General features: G+C 61.5%; 15 protein-coding genes and 1 pseudogene. 9 read left to right on the top strand and 7 right to left on the bottom strand.

The genetic code is table 11. The features are described 5' to 3' along the window. Positions 1 to 156: 156 nt before the first annotated feature. Both LKK40_RS08060 and LKK40_RS08065 read right to left on the bottom strand, forming a co-directional pair. The gene (locus LKK40_RS08060; RefSeq protein WP_304310186.1) at positions 157 to 678 is read right to left on the bottom strand and encodes an NUDIX hydrolase; all 522 of its coding nucleotides are present in this window, start codon (positions 676 to 678) and stop codon (positions 157 to 159) included. Between the two features lie 18 nt (positions 679 to 696). Continuing rightward, positions 697 to 2,295: an aminopeptidase P family protein gene (locus LKK40_RS08065; protein WP_304310187.1), complete on the bottom strand. Its 1,599-nt coding sequence runs from the start codon at positions 2,293 to 2,295 to the stop codon at positions 697 to 699. Between the two features lie 330 nt (positions 2,296 to 2,625). Here LKK40_RS08065 and LKK40_RS08070 point away from each other — a divergent pair, with 330 nt between their 5' ends. The 3 genes from LKK40_RS08070 to LKK40_RS08080 all read left to right on the top strand — a co-directional run bounded on the left by LKK40_RS08070 (position 2,626) and on the right by LKK40_RS08080 (position 9,264). Further along, entirely contained in the window at positions 2,626 to 4,200 is a 1,575-nt protein-coding gene (locus LKK40_RS08070; protein WP_304310188.1) for a bifunctional folylpolyglutamate synthase/dihydrofolate synthase, read from the top strand. Between the two features lie 15 nt (positions 4,201 to 4,215). Beyond that, positions 4,216 to 7,947 carry an AAA family ATPase gene (locus tag LKK40_RS08075; protein ID WP_304310189.1) on the top strand — a complete coding sequence of 1,244 codons (3,732 nt, stop codon included), beginning with the start codon at positions 4,216 to 4,218 and terminating at the stop codon, positions 7,945 to 7,947. A gap of 180 nt (positions 7,948 to 8,127) precedes the next feature. Next, complete coding sequence (locus LKK40_RS08080; protein ID WP_304310190.1) at positions 8,128 to 9,264, top strand: glycerate kinase; 1,137 nt, start codon at positions 8,128 to 8,130, stop codon at positions 9,262 to 9,264. Positions 9,265 to 9,285: 21 nt separating this feature from the next. Here LKK40_RS08080 and LKK40_RS08085 read toward each other — a convergent pair whose 3' ends face one another. From LKK40_RS08085 to LKK40_RS08105, 5 genes are read right to left on the bottom strand one after another with little or no spacing between them, the layout of a single operon-like run. Then, complete coding sequence (locus LKK40_RS08085; RefSeq protein WP_304310191.1) at positions 9,286 to 10,866, bottom strand: ATP-binding protein; 1,581 nt, start codon at positions 10,864 to 10,866, stop codon at positions 9,286 to 9,288. Positions 10,867 to 10,915: 49 nt separating this feature from the next. Beyond that, the gene (locus LKK40_RS08090) at positions 10,916 to 11,638 is read right to left on the bottom strand and encodes an aspartate/glutamate racemase family protein (protein WP_304310192.1); all 723 of its coding nucleotides are present in this window, start codon (positions 11,636 to 11,638) and stop codon (positions 10,916 to 10,918) included. After that, on the bottom strand, positions 11,635 to 12,879 hold the full coding sequence (locus LKK40_RS08095) for a carboxylate--amine ligase (protein ID WP_304310193.1): 1,245 nt from the start codon (positions 12,877 to 12,879) through the stop codon (positions 11,635 to 11,637). The genes LKK40_RS08090 and LKK40_RS08095 overlap by 4 nt, the downstream gene beginning before the upstream one ends. Before the next feature lie 4 nt (positions 12,880 to 12,883). Continuing rightward, a complete protein-coding gene (locus LKK40_RS08100; protein WP_304310194.1) occupies positions 12,884 to 14,599 on the bottom strand; it encodes a Mur ligase family protein in 1,716 nt (571 codons plus the stop codon). A gap of 14 nt (positions 14,600 to 14,613) precedes the next feature. Next, complete coding sequence (locus LKK40_RS08105) at positions 14,614 to 15,366, bottom strand: exonuclease domain-containing protein (RefSeq protein ID WP_152581331.1); 753 nt, start codon at positions 15,364 to 15,366, stop codon at positions 14,614 to 14,616. Positions 15,367 to 15,514: 148 nt separating this feature from the next. Between LKK40_RS08105 and LKK40_RS08110 the strand changes: the two are divergent. The 6 genes and pseudogenes from LKK40_RS08110 to LKK40_RS08135 form a co-directional block, all read left to right on the top strand. Beyond that, positions 15,515 to 16,153, top strand: a pseudogene (locus LKK40_RS08110) (sigma-70 family RNA polymerase sigma factor); the annotation flags it as partial. A gap of 173 nt (positions 16,154 to 16,326) precedes the next feature. Further along, the gene (locus LKK40_RS08115) at positions 16,327 to 16,734 is read left to right on the top strand and encodes a hypothetical protein (RefSeq protein WP_304310195.1); all 408 of its coding nucleotides are present in this window, start codon (positions 16,327 to 16,329) and stop codon (positions 16,732 to 16,734) included. A gap of 197 nt (positions 16,735 to 16,931) precedes the next feature. Further along, entirely contained in the window at positions 16,932 to 17,234 is a 303-nt protein-coding gene (locus LKK40_RS08120; protein ID WP_304310196.1) for a YhbY family RNA-binding protein, read from the top strand. Positions 17,235 to 17,519: 285 nt separating this feature from the next. Continuing rightward, complete coding sequence (purE, locus tag LKK40_RS08125) at positions 17,520 to 18,017, top strand: 5-(carboxyamino)imidazole ribonucleotide mutase (protein ID WP_304310197.1); 498 nt, start codon at positions 17,520 to 17,522, stop codon at positions 18,015 to 18,017. Then, entirely contained in the window at positions 18,001 to 19,173 is a 1,173-nt protein-coding gene (gene purK, locus LKK40_RS08130) for a 5-(carboxyamino)imidazole ribonucleotide synthase (protein WP_304310198.1), read from the top strand. Before purE ends, purK begins: the two co-directional genes overlap by 17 nt. Before the next feature lie 52 nt (positions 19,174 to 19,225). Beyond that, entirely contained in the window at positions 19,226 to 19,666 is a 441-nt protein-coding gene (locus tag LKK40_RS08135) for a Fur family transcriptional regulator (protein WP_304310217.1), read from the top strand. Positions 19,667 to 19,688: the final 22 nt, after the last annotated feature.

Here is a 19,688-nt window from a genome sequence, read left to right on the forward strand (position 1 = left end):
CCCGGTACGTCAGCGTACGTTTTCTGTCATGGGAACGATATGCGTATCGGAAAACGTACACTTAGTCGATGTCAGTGTACGTTTTCCGATACGGAGTCAGCAAACGTGCCGGAAAACGTACGCTGCCAACGCGAGGTAACGCGCAAAGACGGCCGATCAGACGGCCTGTCCGTTGAATGTGAACAAGGCGCGGGGGTTGCCCTGCGCGAGCCGGCGGCGATACTCCTCGACATACGCCATGCGCTCCACGGTGCTGGCGGCGAGCGGCTGGGGCAGCTCGCCGGGCGCGAACCAGCCCACTTGCAGGCTTTCCTCATCACCGACGAAGGGGTCCGTGTTGCCTTGCAGGTTGGGCTTGCACAGGAACAGATGATCCATATACATCGTCCGGTCGCCGTTGGCGTAGGTCACCACCTGCGTTGAGGATTTCACCGACACCAGGTCGGTGACGATCGCATCGACCCCGGTCTCCTCCTTGATCTCGCGCACCACCGTGTCGGCAGGCTCCTCGCCCGGCTCGTTGATGCCGTACACCAGTGCCCACTCGCCGGTGTCGGCGCGTCGGCCGAGCAGCACCCGGCCATCAGCGTCCTCGACATAGGCGGTCACGCCGATCATCCAGAGGAGCTGGTGACCGATCTTCTTGCGCAGATCGAGTACGAATTGCGGTGTTGGCATGGGGATTCCTTGCAGTCGTTAGCGTGTGCGTGCAGAAGACTGCTGATGGATCCACTGCTCGACATCCTCGATCTGCTTGGGGATTCCGGCGGAAAGCCATTCGGGGCCGTGCTCGGTCATGAGGACGTCATCTTCGATGCGAATGCCGATGCCGCGCAGCTCGGGCGGCAGCAGCAGATCGTTCTGCGCGAAATAGAGGCCCGGCTCGATGGTGAAAATCATGCCCGGCGTGATTTTCGCGCCCTGATACGACTCGTAGCGGGCCTGCGCGCAGTCGTGCACGTCGAGGCCGAGATGGTGAGCCACCCCGCAGGCGATCCAGCGGCGATGCTGCTGGCCTTCGGGGGAGAGCGACTCCTCCACATCGACCGGCAGAATGCCCCAGTCATGCAGTCGCTCAGCGATTACGCGCATGCAGGCATGGTGGATATCCGAATAGGTGGCACCGGGCTGCGCGGCCTCGAAGCCGGCCTGCTGGGAGTCCAGCACCGTCTGGTAGAGCTTGCGCTGCAGCGGCGTGAACGTGCCGTTCACCGGGAAGGTGCGGCTGATATCGGCCGTGTACAGGCTTTCCACCTCCACGCCGGCGTCGATGAGCAGCAGCTCGCCGTCGCCCACCACGCCCGTGTTGCGCATCCAATGCAGAATCGGCGCATCCTTGCCCGAGGCGATGATGGTGTCGTAGCCCACTGTGTTGCCCTCCTCGCGGGCCACGGAGTTGAACGCGCCTTCGAGCATGCGCTCCGAACGCGGCTTGCCGACAGCCTCGGGCAGACGGGATAGAATCCGGTCGAAGCCCTTCTTGGTGGCGGCGATGGCCCTGCGCATCTCGTTGATTTCGAAGGAATCCTTGACGAGCCGGGCCTCGGAGGCGTATTCGAGCAGCTTGTCGTCTTCGGCGGCGTTATCGCCAGGGTCGGCGAATCCGTTGGCCTGCCGCGCCGCTTCGACCATGCCGGTGACCTCCGGGTCGGCCTGGCGAATCGCGCGCACCCGCACGGCTCCGGCCTCAGCGCCGACATCCTTGCCGATCGCGTCAGCCAGCTGCGCGATGTCATGCGTCTCCAAGCCGGTCATCGCATGCAATTCCTTGAGCCCGGCGCGCGGGCCCACCCAGTACTCGCCGTAATGCGCGTTCGCGTAGTAGTCCTCGGTGCTGTTGTCGGCGCGAGGCGGCACGAAGAGCTCCACATGATGCGTCGCGCCGGACTTGGCCTCCGGATCGGCGGAATCGATAGGATTGAGCACCAGCACGGCTCCGGCCTCGTAATCCTGGCCGAGACCCGTGTAATACGAGAAGACGGAATCGGGGCGGAAAGCATAGTCGTCGTCATTGTTGCGCACCTTGGGCTGGCCGGCCGGAATGACCAGCCGCTCGCCGGGGAACTGCCTGCCGAGTGCTTCGAGCCGGGCGGGAATGTAGGTGCTGGATTCCAACGGCTTGATGTCGGGCTCCTGATTGTCCCAGCCGGTCGTCATGAAATCACGGAAGGCGTCGCTGCGAGGGCGCAGCGTGCGGTTATTCGTCCGATCGTGCATTGGCTGGTCGGCACCCGGTGCCTGCGAAGCCTCCTGCGCCTCGTATTCCTTGTCCTTGTCGGTCACGACGTCGCCCATTCATATCTCCATTCATTCGCATGCGTGATTGCATATGCAGTCCATCGTAGTTCGAGCAGCTTAACAGCGCGTGATGCCCGATTTGCGCCAGCTGAATTGTCCACGCGTCGTCTTTCGACCGCTAACAAGATGCTGACGTACGTTTCGTCACATTGTGTATCGAATTTGCATAGCATTTCGCACGGTAAGGTCGCGCTGGCGTACAAAGCGCAACGTTCTTACGTCTTGCTCGCCGTCGGATGAAACGAGCGCTGGTTCACCCGCTCGCCTAGAATGGGAAAGATTGTGAAGCGTGTGAGGCAAGTAGAGAGACGAGGGATAACGCACAGCATGTCATATGAGCATCCGAACCAGGGCAAGACTACGATCCGCGAGGTCGAACGCGATATCATGAGCCGCCCCACGGAGCATAACACCACGAACCTCGATCTCGACCGCATGACGATGATGCTTGACCTGCTGGGCCACCCGGAGGATTCCTTCCGCATCATCCACATCACCGGCACGAATGGCAAGGGCTCGACGGCCCGCATGGCCGAGGCCATCTGCCGGGCGTACGGCATGCGCACCGGGCTGTACACCTCGCCGCATCTCGAGCGCATCAACGAGCGCATCGCGATCGACGGTCAGCAGCTGAGTGACGATGATTTCATCGACGCCTGGGAGCAGATCAGGGATTTCGTGGCGCTTGTCGACGCGGCAATGGCGAAGCAGAGCAAGCCGAAGATGAGCTTCTTCGAAGTGCTCACTGCTATGGCTATATGGAAGTTCGCCGATGCGCCGGTCGATGTCGCCGTGGTCGAAGTGGGCATGGGCGGCAGTTGGGATGCGACGAATGTGCTCGACGGCGATGCGGCGATTATCGGGCCGGTCGATATGGACCATATGCAGTGGCTCGGCGACACCGTGGAGCAGATCGCGACCGAGAAATCAGGCATCATCAAGCCCGGATGCACCGCCATCATCGGCGCGCAGCCGCATGCGGACAAGGTCATGCCGATTCTCGAAGCCGCTGCGGCGAAGAACCACGCGACGCTGGTGCGCGACGGCATCGAGATGGAAGTCGTCGCCCGCACGCTGGCCGTGGGAGGCCAGGTGGTGACCATGCGTACGCCCAACGGCACCTATGAGGATGTGCCGGTCGCCAAATTCGGCGAGCATCAGGCTCATAACGCGCTCGCCGCGCTGGCTGCGGCCGAAACGGTCATTCCTGTCAACGGGGTGCTCGACGGCGATCTGGTGGCCGAAGGCCTGAGCGGCGTGAAGATTCCGGGGCGCATCGAGCAGATTCGTACCTCGCCGACCATCATCCTCGATGGCGGGCACAACCTGAATGCGGCCGAGGCCCTGCGTCGCGCCATCGAAGAGAACTACGACTTCAAGCAGCTCGTCGGCGTCATCGCCATGATGGAGGACAAGCAGGTCGAGGAATATCTCGGCGTGCTTGAGCCACTGCTCAGCCATGTGGTCGTGACCGAGAACTCCTGGCGCGAGCGCGTGATGCCCGCCGAGGAGCTTGAGAAGATCGCGGTGGACGTGTTCGGTCGTGACCGCGTCACGCGCGTCGATGAGCTGCCCGACGCCATTCAAGCTGCCGTTGATATGGTGGATGCCGAGGATGAGCTGGGTGTAGGGTACGGCCACGGCGTGCTCGTCGCCGGTAGCTTCGTCACCGCCGGCGACGCCCGCACGCTGCTCAAGGAGCAGGTCGATCCTGATTTGCAGCGCACGAAGGCCGAGCGGGTACACCAGCCGGCGGTGGAGCCGGAGCCGCGGGACGCTGCGGAGGATGGCTCAACTGCACCGGACGGGGATTCCGCAACGGATGATGATTCCGGTCCGGAATCGTCGGTGTCGTCGCCAGCGTCGCCATCGGTGTCGGCATCGTCATCGACTGAAAACTGAGCCTCGGGTCGCGCCATGTATCTCAAAGAACTGACCCTGCGGGGGTTCAAATCCTTCGCCTCCGCCACCACCCTGCGCTTCGAGCCGGGGATTACGGCGGTTGTGGGCCCGAACGGCTCCGGCAAGTCGAATATCGTCGACGCGCTGACCTGGGTCATGGGGGAGCAGGGCGCGAAGAATCTGCGCGGCACGTCGATGGAGGACGTGATTTTCGCAGGCACGTCAAGTCGGCCGCCGCTCGGGCGTGCGCAGGTGACGCTCACGATCGACAATGCGGATCATGCGCTCGACATCGACTATGCCGAGGTGACGATCAGCCGTACGATTTTCCGCAACGGTGGTTCGGAATACGCGATTAACGGCACGGCCTGCCGTCTGCTCGATATTCAGGAGCTGCTGTCTGACACGGGCCTTGGCCAGCAGATGCATGTGATTGTGGGGCAGGGGCGGCTTGACGCCATTCTGCGCGCGGATCCGAGCGGGCATCGGGCCTTCATCGAGGAGGCTGCGGGCATTCTCAAGCATCGCAAGCGCAAGGAGCGTTCGCTGCGCAAATTGGAGAATACCGAGGCTAATTTGTCGCGGCTTGACGATCTGCTGCATGAGATTCACCGGCAGCTTGGTCCTCTGGGGCGTCAGGCTCGCATCTCGCGTCGCGCCGAAAGCATTCAGGTCTCGCTGCGCGACGCGCAATCGCGCATCTATGCCGAAGATGCGATTGAATCGTTGCAACGTCGCGAATCGCTACGCACGGAACTGACTGGCATTCGCGGCGAGCTGACGCAGCAGCAGCGCGAACTCGCACAGATTCGGCTACGCATCGAGCAGGTCGAGGCGCTGGGCTCGCAGGCAAGCCCGGCCATCGCCAAGGCGAATCAGATATGGCACGAGCTTGCGAGCATCGAGGAGCGGCTGCGGTCGCTGGCGCAGCTCGCGCAGGAGCGCGCGAGGTCGTTGACGACGCAGATCGTGACGAATTTCGGCGAGGATCCGGAGTTGCTGGAACGCCGCGCCGCCGAGCTTGACGGGCAGGCGCAGGCTTCGCAGCATGCCGTCGAGGAGGCGCGGCTTGCCTATGACAAGGCGGTCGAGGAGCGTGCCGGCGACGAGAAGCAGCTCGCCTCGCTGCGTCAGACGCTGGCCGAGCTGCGTGTCAACGCCCGGCAGCGCGAGACACGCGTGGCGAATCTGCGTGAAATGGTGGCGCGTGAAGAGTCGGCTGTGCAGTTGGCTCATACCCGTGCCGCCGATTTCACGGCGCAGCGCACGGATATCACCGCGCATCGCGATGCGGCGCAGACGCAATACGATGAGCTGAACCAGTCAACCGCCGAGATTGGCGATGACGACGGCAAGGCACTGGACGCGGCCCGTGAGCAACTGCGTCAATGCCAGGAATCGTTGGCGGCGCAGGAAGACAAACTGCGCAAGGTCAATGGCGAGATCATATCGCAGCAGGCCAAGGCCGATGCGCTGAATGACACTTTGGACAGCCGCAATGCCTCGGGGGCGCTGGAACGTGATGGTGATATCGCCGCCTTGGGCCGGCTCACTGACTTCATCCATGTTGCCGATGGCTGGGAGGAGGCCGTCGCGCACGCCTTGGATGAATTCGCCAGCGCCATTGTCGTTCCCGATGCCGATGTGATGCTGCAAGCCTTGGAGCGCGCCAAGAATAGCCAGCTCGGCAAGGCAGTGCTGCTGCGGCCAATGGACAACGCGGCAATGGTCAAGAGCAATGGTGCTGGGATTGATGCGGACCGCGCGGCACTTGAAAACGTTGATGCTGTGGATATTGACGCGGAGAACGAACAGCCGCAAGACGCGCCAACACGCGGTGCCGCACGCTCGGCTGCCGCATTGGTGTCGGTTAATCCATCGCGCGATGACAGTGAGCAGCAGGTTCGTGCCGTGGTCGCTGCAGTGCGTGCGTTGCTGGCCGACGTATGCGTTGTGGAAAGCCGCGAGGATGCGGCTCGGGCGGTGCTCAGCGGTTTGTGGTGGCAGGCGGTTACGCGCGAAGGCGAGGTCATTAACCGCGTTGGCGCGATTGGCGGGTCGTCGCTGTCGCAAAGCGATCTGTCGCTGGCGGCGCGTCGCGACAAGGCGCTAAGCCAAGTAAAGGTCTTGCAAAAACAGCTCGCGCAGTTGCAGAACGAAGTCGAGCGGGCACGTCAGGCCCGGGAGCAGGCGCGTCTTGCCGTTGATGCTGCGGCACAGCAGCGCACCGAGGCCAGACTTAGGGCGCAGCAGGCCCAAGAGGCGCTGCATTCCGCGCAGCAGCGGGTGGAGGCGCTCACGCATCAACTGAGTGCCCTTGACGCCAAACTGGTTTCAGCCAAGGAAGACGGGGAGGCCCATGGGCTGAAAGTCGCTGAGTTGGGCCGCGCGCTGGAGCAATCGCAGACGTCATCGGGCGAACAGGATGACTTCGACGAACTCGCCGAACGCGAACACGATCTCGAAACGCGGCTGACCGCCTCACACGAGCATGAGATCACGGCGAAACTCGCATGGAACGAGGCGACGCACAAGGGCGAATCGCTGCAGCGACAGGCCGGACTGCTGCACGACAACGCCAAGGAGGCCACTGCACGGCGCGCCCGGCTGGAATCCCTCAACGAAACGCGCCGTCAGCAGGCGGCAAAGGTCGAGCAGGTGGCGGCCGATGCGCTCGCTGTGGCGCAGCTTGTGCATCGTGATTTGGATGCCGTCGCCGCCAAACGCGAGGAGCTGCAGCGTGCGGCATCCAGTCATGACGACGAACTTAAATCGCTGCGATCCCAACGCAATGCGCTCGAACCGCAGGTGGCGCAATTGCAAAAGCGCGAGCATGCGTTGGATGTTGACCGTGAGCGGCTGGCGGCGAACCACGGGCAGCTCACGCAGAAGATTTCCGACGAGCTAGGCATGAGCGTGGATGAACTCGTATCCGGGTATGGGCCCGAGCAGCCGGTTCCCGTGCTTGACGACGAAGGGCAGCCTGTTGCGCTTGACGGCGAGGCTGTTGAAGCTGATGAGGTTGAGGATAAGGCCGCTGCGGAAGAAGCGCCGCGCTACAAAACCGTGCCCTACGTGCGCGAGGAGCAGGTCAAGCGGTTGGACAAGGCGCGTCGCGACCTCAAGGCGCTCGGCAAGGTGAATCCGCTGGCTACCGAGGAATACGATTCGCTGCAGGAGCGCAACCAATATCTCAACGATCAGCGCAACGACGTGGCTAAAAGCCGCGACGACCTCATGCAGCTCATCAAGGACCTCGACGCTACCATGACGCAGGTCTTCGCCAACGCCTTCAACGATACGGCCCAAGCCTTCGCCAAGGTCTTCGCCACGCTCTTTCCCGGTGGCACTGGTCGCCTGCGCCTAGAAAACCCAGACGATATGCTCACCACCGGCGTGATTGTGGAGGCCAGCCCGGCCGGCAAACGGGTCAAGCAGCTCAGTCTACTCTCGGGCGGCGAACGCTCGTTGACCGCGCTGGCGCTGCTCTTCGCCATCTTCACGGCCCGCCCCAGCCCCTTCTATGTCATGGACGAAGTCGAAGCCGCGCTGGACGACATCAACCTCACCCGCTTGCTCCACGCCTTCGAAGACCTGCGCGAGCACGCTCAGCTGATTGTTATTACCCATCAGCAGCGCACCATGTCGATTGCGGATGCGCTTTACGGAATCACCATGCGCGCTGATGGAGTGACGGCCGTGATGAGTCAGCGTCTAGAACATATGGGTGATAGCGCTGTGCAGTAATGGCGCTTTTGCATGAACTATGTCTTGTTTGTGACATTTACTGGCTATAGAAGACAGAAACAAGACATAGTTCGTTGAATAATGCGTTATTTCTGACATTTAGACCGTATACGAGGCACTATGAATACATAGTGGTTGGAATGGCTTTGTCAGGTAGTGGCACGACGGAAGGGGGTAAGCGTGAAAATCGTTATTGCTCCCGACTCGTTCAAGGGGTCGCTCACTGCGCGGCAGGCGGCTGAGGCCATCAGACGCGGCGTGCTTCGTGCGCAGCCTGATGCCGAATGTGTCATGATACCTATGGCTGATGGCGGCGAAGGCACCGTGCAGTCCCTAGTTGACGCGACTGGCGGGCGAATCGTCAGCGCGCGGGTGACCGGGCCTCTCGGCAAGCCTGTAGATGCCGCCTATGGGCTGCTCGGCGACGGGCATACGGGCGTGATTGAGATGGCCGCCGCCAGCGGCATCCAGTTTGTCGATGCGCAGACTAGAAACCCGCTGACTGCTACGACCTACGGCACCGGAGAGTTGATGCTCGACGCGCTTGACCACGGTGTCGATACGCTCATCATCGGGCTCGGTGGCAGCACTACCAACGACGGCGGGGCGGGCATGGCTCAGGCGTTGGGCGTCAAGCTGCTGGACGGCGTAGGCAATCCGTTGCCTTATGGTGGCGCAGCGCTTGCTAATCTCAAGACCATCGATTGCTCGCATATTGACCCAAGACTCAGCGGAATCACCATCAATCTGGCATCCGACGTGACGAATCCGTTAACCGGCGAGCACGGGGCCTCGCATGTTTTCGGTCCGCAAAAAGGTGCCACGCCAGAGATGATCGAGCTACTGGACGCGAGTCTGGCGCATTATGCGCGCATCATCCGCGAGCAGACCGGCCGCGACATCGAGCAGGTGCCGGGTGCAGGAGCCGCCGGGGGACTGGGAGCCGGATTCCTGGCCTTCACGAACGCCACCATGCGCTCCGGCGTCGATCTTGTTGTGGACGCCACCAGATTGAAATCCAAAGCCGCCGGAGCGCAGTACTGTATCACCGGCGAAGGCGGCATTGACTTCCAGACCCGCTACGGCAAAACGCCAGTGGGCGTGGCGCAAGCAGTGAAAGAAGTTGCGCCAAACTGCACGGTAGTCGCGCTGGCAGGCAATGTCGGCGAAGGAATCGAACAACTCTACAATTCAGGCATCGACGCCATCTTCGGCATCTTACCCAGCGTATGCACGCTCGAAGAAGCCATCGCCCCAGAGCAGGCCCAAATCAACCTGTCGAGAACCGCCGAAAACGTCGCGCGGCTGTTTATCTAATCGTTGCAGACTTTCATTTTTTCAGCGTTCATCGTCGGCGGGCTTCTTGCCGAGAGAGCCGGGAAGTACGTACCTCGTGTTCGGACCAGCTCCGACTCTTTGAATTAAACCGAGTTCGAAAAGTTCTCTGAGCACGTCTTGTGCACGGCGGCGGCGTGTGCCCAGACTACGAATCACATCAGAGGTGCTGATATGTGATTGCCGATGCAGCAGATCAATGACGGCGCGTTGCTGATCAGTCAAAAGTTGCGGTTTGATGGCATCATTTTCAGAATCGCGCACTAATCGCGCACTTATCGCGCACTTATCGCGCACTAATCGCGCACTTTGCGTGCGCTCTTCATCGTTATCGCGCACTTCTCGCGCACTCGTCGCGCACTTTTCATCAGCATCCCGCACTAATCCCGCACCGTCCTCAGCGCCACCCTGCTCTGGCTGCCGATAAATATTGATGCGCAGCTCGGTGTCGCCGCCGAGGAATTCGGGTGCTGCAAGCCCTGCTTCCTGGACTTGCGTGAGGATGCGGGGGATGCCACTGCCCCAATGCTCGATGAAGCCCATGTACTCGAATGCCGTGGCCAGAGCCTCGTTGCGAATCTTAGAGTACCCCTGTTTCATCTTTTCGATGGTCTGGCCGAGCGGCAGACGGCCCGGAGAAGTGATTTCCAAACGGTTGTCGTAGATGGCGACCTGCACACTGGAATGGTCGATGTAGCTGCGGTGAACGAGCGCGTTGACGATCAGCTCGCGAATCGCGTCCGGCGGGATTTCATAGACATCCTTGCGATACACGCCTTGGAATCGCGCCCCCAAATGGATGTTTCTGAGCACGTATTGATAGGCTTCCTCGATCAGCTCCTGAGGAGAGCCGGTGAAGGTGCGTCGATCCACGAAAATCGCCTTCGTGTCGCCTTTGAACACGCCGCATTGCACGGCAAAATTCAAAGGCTCGCTGCCGGAAAGAATCGCATAGGCGTTTGTTGCGACAAGGGCTTCATGACGCTCTGCGAGTACGCCCCACGACCTGAGCTGTTGCGATGTTACCGGCCTTACCTTCTCAGGATCATCGGCATTGCCTCGGGCGGCATCCGTCAGTGATGCGCACAGCGCCGCGATGTCATCCTCGGTAATGGACAGATCGAGGCAGGGCTCCTTGTCGAAGCTGCGGTTGCTGCCTTCGAACATCAGTTCCTTGATAGTAGGGGCGTCGGCCAGCCTCGTGGTGCCGGACACGCGCACGAAGGTGCCTTGGTCGCGGCCCAACGACTTGATGTAATACGGTCGCTGCGGGCCGGGTGCGATTGTGGCGACGATGACGGTCTTGCCATCCAAGGTCTGCATGGCGATGTCCGGGATGATGAGCGGCTCGCAGCTGTCTGCAATCGCGTTGGAGATGGAGTCCATGACCGAGAACACTGTACTGTCAGGAATTCCAGCCACGCGAAGCGTCTTGTCTTCGATGCCGAACAAGATGCGCCCGCCTTGGCCGTTGGCGAAAGCGACAGCCGTTTTGGTGTAATTGATGCTGCGGGATGGCACGGCAACCTTGAACTCAAGGTTCTTGGATTCACCGGATTGCAAGTCTTCAATACGCATAGCCATATCGCCTCCCTGCCGGTCCAGTGTTTGCCATTGTCCGCCAGTGTAGCAGCTACAGCAGCGCTTTGGCCCTTGCCACGGTCTCCTCGGCCAGCACTTCCTGCGCGTCGATGATGGGCAGCTCTGGCAGCGGGAACGCCTCGTTGAACACCGAGAGCTCGGTGCATCCCAGGATGACCGCGTTGCAGCGATACGGTCCGCTTGCGTCGAGGAACTCATCGATGACGCCTCGATACAGTGGTTTGCTCAGCGGCAGTCCGCCTTTGACCTCGTCGTAGATCAGCGTGTCGATGCGCTGCTGCAGGTCTTCGTCCGGCTCGACATAGGCGTACCCGGCCGACTCCACTTCGCCTCGGTAGATACCTGCGGAGCAGGAGCCGCGTGTGCCCATGAAGCCTACGCGCGGATGATCGAGCACGGGGTAGCGCTGCAGCATGTGCGCCACGGCGAGCTTGGGCATATGCAGAATCGGCACGTCGGCGCGCGATTGCAGCTCATCGAAGAAATAGTGCTCGGTGTTGCACGGCAGCGTGATGAAGCTGGCGCCGATCGCGTTGGCCTTGTCGATGTCATCGAACAGCGCGGGCACAGGGCTTTCGTCGCTCTCTCCCAGGATGAAGGCGGTGCGGTCGGGCACGGCGGCGTCGTTGAACACCACATAGTCCAGATACTCCTGATCGGTATGCGCGTGCGTGAGCTGATCGACCAGGCGGATGTAGCTTTCCGTGGCGAGCGTGCCCATGCCGCCAAGCACGGCGAAGAAGGGACGTCTCATGCCAGGTCCTCCTTGTGGCTGAAGTACTGCGCGTAGCGCTTCTTGTAGATCGAGAACATGTGGCGGATCATCAGCCAGCGCGTCGGGTTCATGTCCTTGCGGTATTCCAAGGTCGTGCCCCAGTCGCCACGCTTGATCATTGCAAGCCCGCGCTTCTTGTCCTCGCCGTCGCGCACGTAATCGCGGAAGATCGAGCGGGGTATCTCCATCCACAGCTTCGAGCCGTGCGCGAGCAGTGGCTGCCCATCGAAGGCGGTGTCTTCGACCAGGTCCTCAACGAAGTAGCGCGCCAGATTGCAGCCGTTGAGCGTCACGAAATAGCTGCTGCGGCCTTGGCGCAGATTGATCTCGAAAAGCTTGTATTCGCCGTCGCGCTCGTCGTATTTCATATCGAAGTTCGCGACGCCCTGATAGCCGATGTCCTCAAGGAAATCCTTGATGCGCAGCATAATTGGCTCGTTGTAGTCGGGGATGATGGCCGCGTAGTTGCCCACGGCCTCGGGCGTGGGATCCTCAAGCAACGGATGGCCGAGGAACATCATGCGCACGCGGTGATGCTGATCGACGTATGCGTTGAGCACGCGCATGCGGCTGTCGTCGCCGGGAATGAAGTCCTGGATGATCATGTCGCCGGCGTATCCCGCCTCGTAGGACCGCCGAATCAGCGTGTCGAGTTCGGCCGGATCGTTGATGACGAAGGCCTTCTTGCGGCCGGGGAAGTCGATATCGAGCCACAGCGCGCTATCCGCAGGCTTCATGGCGACCGGGTAATCGAAGGGCAGCTCGCGGTAGTCGCCGCGCGACACTCCCTGGGCAGACACGACCTTCGTGGCCGGATGCGGCAGCTCGTACTGCTCGCATGTCTCGTAGAAGCTCGATTTGAGGCTCAGCCGCCGGTTGAGCGCCTGGTCGAGCGTGTTGAAGACGAAGTATTCGTGCAGTTCGCTGCCGCATTGGCTCAGCAGATTCGCATAGAGATCGCCGCACGGTATCACCAGCAGCGTCGTGTCCGGGTGCTGCTCCTTCATGCGCTTGCCGTAATCCAGCAGGGTGGCGCGGAAGGTTTCCGGCTCGCCGAAACCGGGGACGATATGCATATCGAGAATATGGCTGAACTTGGTCGGCGAGAGCTGGAAATGCGCGAACGCCGTGGACACGAGCCCATATTCCTCATGGAAGGCTCGCGCCATGCCGTAGGCATTGATGTCGCTGCCCAGCAGGATCGGTTGGAATTGCTTCATGCCGTTACCTTACCTCGGGGGCCGCGCATGCCGTCCGTGTGCCTGCTGACTGCGCGAACAGCCGGGTGATCACCGCAGCGTCGCCGGGGTAGGAGACCGGCTTGCCGTTGATGGTATTGGCGGTCTCATTGCCCTTGCCGATAAGCATAAGGATATTGAGCCGGTCCGGATGCTCGCGGGCGTCCTGCAGCGCAGCGCTGACCGCCTGTTCGCGATCGACGACGATGCGCGTCGTGGCTTGCGGATCGGTCACATAGGAGCGCATCTGCCTGGCGATTTCCTCGGGGTCCTCACGATCTGGGTCATCGGTGGTGAACACGAAGGACTCCGCCCGGCCCAGCGCGCCTTTGACGATGCCCTCGCGCCGGTCCAGCGCCTTGCCGCCAGTGGAGCCGGCGACCACGACGATGCGCGGATTGCGACCGGCATACTGCCGCTCGACCTCGTCAATCAGCGTTTTGGTGCTCAGATAGTTATGCGCGAAATCGACATACGCGATGATGCCGTCGCTACTGACGAAGCGCTCCATGCGCCCCGGCACCTGCACGTCATTGACTGCTTGCAATGCTGTGTCGTCAGGACTCACACCAGCTTCGAGCGCGATGGCGATGGCCGCCAGCGCATTGGCGATGTTGAACTCGCCGCGCATGGACAGCTGGAAGTCCTGCACCTGTTCGCCGTGGACGAGCACGCTGAACGCCCCAGGATTCGCGTCGTCATCCACGGCGACGACATCGGCTGGTGTCGACAGGCCAGCGGCCTGATCGTGCAGCGCGAACGAGGTGACGGTGACGCCTTGCGCGGTCGCATCCTCGCGCAGCAGATCGGCATGGTCGCAGTCGGCGCCGAGCACCAGCGTGCGGCTGTTGGACACCAGCTGCCGCTTGCAATGGAAATAATCCTCGAATGTCGGGTGCTCGATGGGGCTGATGTGATCCGGGCTGATGTTCAGGAACGCGCCAACGTCGAAAGTCAGGCCGAACACGCGATTGCGCTTGTAGGCCTGCGACGAGACCTCCGTGACGAAATAGCGCATGCCGTTACCCGCAGCCTCATGCATCATGCGGAGCAGATCCAGCGATTCCGGCGTCGTCAGATGCGAAGGCTCGAAGTGCTGCCCGTCCAGGCAGCGGGCGAGCGAGGAGGACAGGGCGGCCTTGCCATGCGACGCGGCGCTCAGAATCGCATGCGCGAAATACGCCGTGGTCGTTTTGCCTTTGGTGCCGGTTATGCCGATCATCGTCATGCGCTCCTGCGGCCGGCCGTAGAATTCCGCCGCAAGCAGGCTCATGGCCTGCTGCACGTTGCTCACGATGATGCCAGGCGCGTCGGTATGGGCCGAGTAGTCGGTTTCGGCCACGTAGCAGCGCAGCGTCTGGGCGGGTATGGCTTCGAGGAATTCGGGGCGGAACTGTCCTTTGATGAACAGCAGCGTGCCGGGCCTGACTTCGCGCGTGTCATAGGTAACCGCGTCGAAGGGCGTGTCGGCGTCCGGAATCTCTTGGGCGTCCAAAGTCCAGCGTTCTTCGTCGATGATTTCGTGCAGCAGATGGTGCTGCTGCAGTATGGCGACGGCTGTGGCAGGAGTCAGCGGAGACGCCGGCGAGGAAGGCCGTGGTGAAGAAGACGATGAAGCGGAAGGCGATGCGGAAGAAGGCAACGTAGAGGATGAAGACGATGCGGAGGAAGATGAAGATAATGAGGAGCGGTCTGCAGACATTCGGCTGGTCTCCCTTACAGCCAGGTATCGCGCACGGGCTGGCGACCCTTGCGCTCCAGCCAGGCATTGAAATTGTCGCGCCATGCGGCGTGCGCGTTGCGCTGCCAGTCCATCAGCTCCGCGAGCGTGAGATGGCCGATCTGCGGGTAGAGTGTGCTGATCGGCGCGATGAGGTCGACGGCGGCGGTGGTGTCGGCGGTGGCATCATGGAAGTCGCCGTGCGGGTCGACGCCATAGTATTCGGTCGTGTATTCCAAGGTGCGCTTGCCCGAGCGCTTCGAAATCGCCCGGTCGATGACCAGCGGGTCCACGACGAGCAGTCCGCTGGGCAGGGTTTTGAGCTTCCAGCGGTGCAGATCGCCTTCGAGCATGCGCACATCGAAGGGCGCGTTATAGGCCAGCAGCGGGATGTGCTTGGACTGCGCGGTTTCGATGAGCTGCGCGATACGTGCGATGGCCTCTTGAGGCTCTTCGCCGTGCTCGGCCAGGAATTCGTCGGTGAAGCCGTTCACCGCGCTCGCACGGGGATTCATCGGCCGATGTGGATTGATGACCCATTCGCCCACCGTGTCGCCCGCGTACCCGGCGCTCGGGTCGCGCAGCACCAGCGTGGCGGAGACAATGGCATCGCGGCCGGCATAGGTTCCTGTGGTTTCGGTGTCGAAGCCGAGCAGCAGCGAATCGGGGAGCGTGGTGTCCTCGCCCTGCTCGGGGGCCGCCGACAATGCGGCGTCAAGTGCGTCAGAAGAAGCGGTCATGAGAGCCATTGTGCGCCAGCAAACCGACAAAGCGGTGCGCTGGCGAATCGGTAGGCGGCGTGTCCGTTAGCGTGTCACCAGCTTCGACATACGTGGGGCAAGGGCTGTGCTGCGGGTGCATAGAATGGTGTGCGTGACGAACGAGCAGACTGAGACCATGGCGCACAAGCGCGCGCGCTTCGAGAAGCTTGCCATGCCCGCCGTCAACGCGCTGTACCGCCAGGCGATGAAGCTGACCAACAATCCCGAGGATGCGCAGGACTTGGTGCAGGACGCCTATGAGCGCGGTTTCAAGGCCTTCGACAGTTTCCAGCCCGGCAGCAATTTCGAAGCGTGGATGATCACGATCGAACGCAATGCCTACTTCAACCAGTATGCGAAGGCGAAGCGTCGGCCGAAGCGCGCGAACGATTCGACCGGCGAATACGATGACTGGGACATCTATTCGGCCGCCGAGCATTCCTCGGAAGGCCTGCGCTCCGCCGAACAGGAGTACCTTGACAACTTCGCCCCCGATGAGATTCTCAGAGCCTTCGACAAGCTCAGTCCCGAGCGCAGGCAGGTGTTCATCGACACAGCGATCGACGGCAAGTCCTACCAGCAGGTGGCCGATGAGCAGGGCATCAAGATCGGCACGGTGATGAGTCGGCTCAACCGCGCCCGCAATCAGCTCAAACGCGAACTGGCGACGTATGCGAGCGAACGCGGGTATGGCGACGTCGATGGCCGTAGCGCGCGCAAGCAGCTGGCGAGTTCACCATCCGCGAACCCCGGAATAGCGCCGAGCGGTCATAATGAGAGGGAGAACGACGCTTCGTCGGTTGTGAGCGATGTTGCGAAAGGCGGTATCGCGAAAGGTGGCGTCGTGAAGAGCCAAGTCGTGGGAAACAGGGCTGTAGAAACCCGAGCTGTAGAAACCCGAGCTGTAGAAGGCCGAGCTGTAGAAGATACTGTGAAGAAGGAGCAGGCATGAGCGAGTCGATGGGCCATCGCCATATCCGTATCACACGGAGCACTGGCTTGGGCGTGACGCGCACCGAAGTGGAGATCACCGAGGTGACTGCCGGAATCAGCGGCGCGATCACCGAAGAGAGCGCTGCGGCGATTCCCGGAACTCAGGCGCTGGCCTCACAGCTGCGTTCGCAGGCCTATGACTATGACTACGCCCACCAGCACCTTCATGATGGTCTTCACGATGGCGAGGAATGTTTCGACCCTTCGTGCTGCGATGCGCGCGAGAAGGCGCTTATTCGCTCGCTGCGCGCCTATCTTCGTCCGCAGATTGCCCCGGATTGCCTCATTGCACGGCTCAGTCAGACGCTGGATCGGTATTGCGAGGTGAACCACCTTACCGATGGACGCGGCGACGCGCAGTAGCGGGCATGCTGGTGCAGACGGCTGCGGGCAAGGGATGCGCTACAATCGGTGTTTCGTGAATAGGCGGCTCGGGTGCGGTTCGCAGAGTCTTGGATTTGGCATCGTACCAACTCTATGACACCCTGTATGACGCCAGAAAACACTGTATGACAAGCACTGTATGACTCCGGAAACGATATGGAAGAGAAAAGAAGCATATGACATTAGGCAAGAAGCAGACCAAGCAGTTGCGCTCGCAGGCGAACGCGCTGCAGCCCATGCTCTGGATCGGTAAGAGCGGCGTCGGCGAGGCCACGGCCGCGCAGGCCGCCGAAACGCTCGACTCCCATGAGCTCATCAAATGCGTGGTGCAGGACGGCTGCCCCGTCGACGCGCGCGAAGCGGGGGAGGACTTGGCTGGGCGTCTTGGAGCCGAGCTCGTCCAGGTCATCGGACATCGCTTCGTGCTGTTCCGGCGCAGCGACAAGGAAGGCGTCAAGCATATCGAATTGGCGCGGTAGCGCGCTGCGGTAATGCGCTGCGGAAGCGGTCGCTTCCCGCGGCTGGCTCACACTTTTTGAAGAGCATCGAAAAAGTGTGAGCCGAAAGGAACATTGCATGTTCGTTTTTTTGCGAGCAGAATCATTGAATTTCTGCCATTGACATGGCTCAAAGCTACCATTTATGCTGTTCGTTTGACTCACACTTTTTTCGGCAGCATCGAAAAGTGTGAGCCGTAATGCCTTATTTCCGTTCGGTTGCGTACAGTGGGTCATGTTGTGACCGGTAAATTTTGGAGGTTCCTTATGCCAGAGCGCACCCCGCAGGTGGCGGTGATCATGGGATCGGCGAGCGATTGGGAGACGATGAAGCATGCCTGCGACATCCTCGATCGTTTCGATGTGCCATATTTCAAGCAAGTGATATCCGCACATCGCACGCCCGAGCTGATGGCCGAGTTTGCGAACGGCGCCCGCGCCAAGGGCTTCAAGGTCGTCATCGCCGGTGCTGGCGGTGCCGCTCACCTGCCCGGCATGGTCGCCGCGCAGACCACGCTGCCGGTTATCGGCGTGCCGGTGCAATCGCACGCGCTGTCCGGCTGGGACTCGCTGCTCTCCATCGTCCAGATGCCGGCTGGCATCCCGGTGGCGACCACGGCGATCGGCAAATCAGGAGCCAGCAACGCTGGTCTGCTTGCAGTGAGCATCCTGAGCACGAATGATGAGCGGTTGGCCGATGCGCTGCATGACTACCGCGAAGAACTCAAAGATTCTGTGGAGGCGTCCAATGCCAAGCTTGTCTGAGGAAACGAACGGAAAAATCGCCCAGCTGATGCCGGGCGCGACCATCGGCATCATCGGCGGCGGCCAGCTCGGCCAGATGATGGCCATATCCGCGAAATACCACGGATTCCGCGTGGGCACACTCGACCCGACACCTGACTGTCCGGTCGCGCAGGTGGCTGATTTCCAGATCGTCGCCGAATACGACGACAAGGATGCGATTCACGAGCTTGCCGAGCGCAGCGACGTGCTCACCTACGAGTTCGAGAATGTGGACGCCGACGCCATCGACGAGGTACGCGACCTGGCCGCAGTGCCACAGGGCACCGATTTGTTGCGCGTGACGCAGGATCGCGTGCATGAGAAGCAGTTCATCAACGATCATGGCACGCCGACGGCCCCGTGGAAGGCCGTGGACGACGCCGAGGGCCTCCGTGCGGCGGTTCAGGAGATCGGTTACCCGGCAGTGCTCAAAACCCGCTGCGGCGGCTATGACGGCCACGGCCAGGATGTGCTGCGCAGCGACGACGACTTGGACCGCGTGCTTGCCCGTGTGCAGGAGGAGGGGAGCTTCCCCGCCTCGATTCTCGAAGGCTTCGTCGATTTCGCCTTCGAGGCCTCGATTCTGGTATCGGGCAACGGCACGGATTTGGTGACCTTCCCGATCGTACGCAATGAGCATCGCAACAATATCCTGCATCTGACGATCGCCCCGGCGCGAGTCGAGCCGCGCATCGAGCGCGAGGCGCATGAGCTCGCCGTGCGACTGGCTAAGGGCTTCGAGCTGGCGGGGACGCTGGCCATCGAGCTGTTCATCACCAAGGACGGCCGCGTGGTGGTCAACGAACTGGCACCCAGGCCGCACAATTCCGGCCATTACACGATTGAGGCCTGCTCGCTCGACCAGTTCGACGCGCATGTGCGCGGCATCGTGGGCTGGCCGCTCGAACAGCCACGCCTGCTCAGCCCAGCGGTCATGGTCAATGTGCTCGGCCAGCACGTCGCCCCCACGCGGGCGCTGATCGCCAAGCATCCCGAATGGAACGTCCACGACTATGGCAAGGCCGAAGTCAAGCACAATCGCAAGATGGGCCATATCACCGTGCTCACCGACGATACGGCCGCTACTGTCGACGCTCTGGAAGAAACCGGTTGCTGGAACGATCTGAACGACTAGAATCGCTGTAACCAGCGGTTTCGATTGGGGCGACATGATGATGCGTGATGCGATGACGATACAGAGGAATGGCGGCGTGGCGATAGCTGTGAAAAAGCCGGCGGAGCGGCATACCAAGCAGAAGGATGCCGTGCTGCAGGCATTGCGCGGCTGCGAGGACTTCGTTTCAGCGCAGGATCTGCACCGCCAGCTCGCCGAACAAGGTGAGCACATCGGGCTCGCCACCGTCTATCGGCAACTCAACGGGCTCGCCGCCAAGGGGAGGGCGGACACGATTCGCCTCAATGAGCAGCAGATGTTCCGCATCTGCGACGAGAGCGGGCACCACCATCATCTGGTATGCGAGCAGTGCGGCAGAACCGTGGAGATCGATCCGCCGGACGAGAATTGGCTGCGCAAAGTGGCGCAGGAGCACGGCTACACGGTCATCTCGCATACGGTCGAAGTGTTCGGACTGTGTCCCGACTGCCAGGCAATTCAAGCGCAGGAGTAGCGGTAGAACGTTTTACTCGTAC

It is taken from the genome of Bifidobacterium tibiigranuli, assembly GCF_022655035.1.
GTDB lineage: Bacteria > Actinomycetota > Actinomycetes > Actinomycetales > Bifidobacteriaceae > Bifidobacterium > Bifidobacterium tibiigranuli_A.

Bases quoted from the DNA above. Each gene is read 5' to 3' on its own strand.
- LKK40_RS08060 (WP_304310186.1), bottom strand. From the start codon at position 678: ATGCCAACACCGCAATTCGTACTCGATCTGCGCAAGAAGATCGGTCAC.
- LKK40_RS08065 (WP_304310187.1), bottom strand. From the start codon at position 2,295: ATGGGCGACGTCGTGACCGACAAGGACAAGGAATACGAGGCGCAGGAG.
- LKK40_RS08070 (WP_304310188.1), top strand. From the start codon at position 2,626: ATGTCATATGAGCATCCGAACCAGGGCAAGACTACGATCCGCGAGGTC.
- LKK40_RS08075 (WP_304310189.1), top strand. From the start codon at position 4,216: ATGTATCTCAAAGAACTGACCCTGCGGGGGTTCAAATCCTTCGCCTCC.
- LKK40_RS08085 (WP_304310191.1), bottom strand. From the start codon at position 10,866: ATGGCTATGCGTATTGAAGACTTGCAATCCGGTGAATCCAAGAACCTT.
- LKK40_RS08090 (WP_304310192.1), bottom strand. From the start codon at position 11,638: ATGAGACGTCCCTTCTTCGCCGTGCTTGGCGGCATGGGCACGCTCGCC.
- LKK40_RS08095 (WP_304310193.1), bottom strand. From the start codon at position 12,879: ATGAAGCAATTCCAACCGATCCTGCTGGGCAGCGACATCAATGCCTAC.
- LKK40_RS08100 (WP_304310194.1), bottom strand. From the start codon at position 14,599: ATGTCTGCAGACCGCTCCTCATTATCTTCATCTTCCTCCGCATCGTCT.
- LKK40_RS08105 (WP_152581331.1), bottom strand. From the start codon at position 15,366: ATGGCTCTCATGACCGCTTCTTCTGACGCACTTGACGCCGCATTGTCG.
- LKK40_RS08115 (WP_304310195.1), top strand. From the start codon at position 16,327: ATGAGCGAGTCGATGGGCCATCGCCATATCCGTATCACACGGAGCACT.
- LKK40_RS08120 (WP_304310196.1), top strand. From the start codon at position 16,932: ATGACATTAGGCAAGAAGCAGACCAAGCAGTTGCGCTCGCAGGCGAAC.
- purE (WP_304310197.1), top strand. From the start codon at position 17,520: ATGCCAGAGCGCACCCCGCAGGTGGCGGTGATCATGGGATCGGCGAGC.
- purK (WP_304310198.1), top strand. From the start codon at position 18,001: ATGCCAAGCTTGTCTGAGGAAACGAACGGAAAAATCGCCCAGCTGATG.
- LKK40_RS08135 (WP_304310217.1), top strand. From the start codon at position 19,226: ATGACGATACAGAGGAATGGCGGCGTGGCGATAGCTGTGAAAAAGCCG.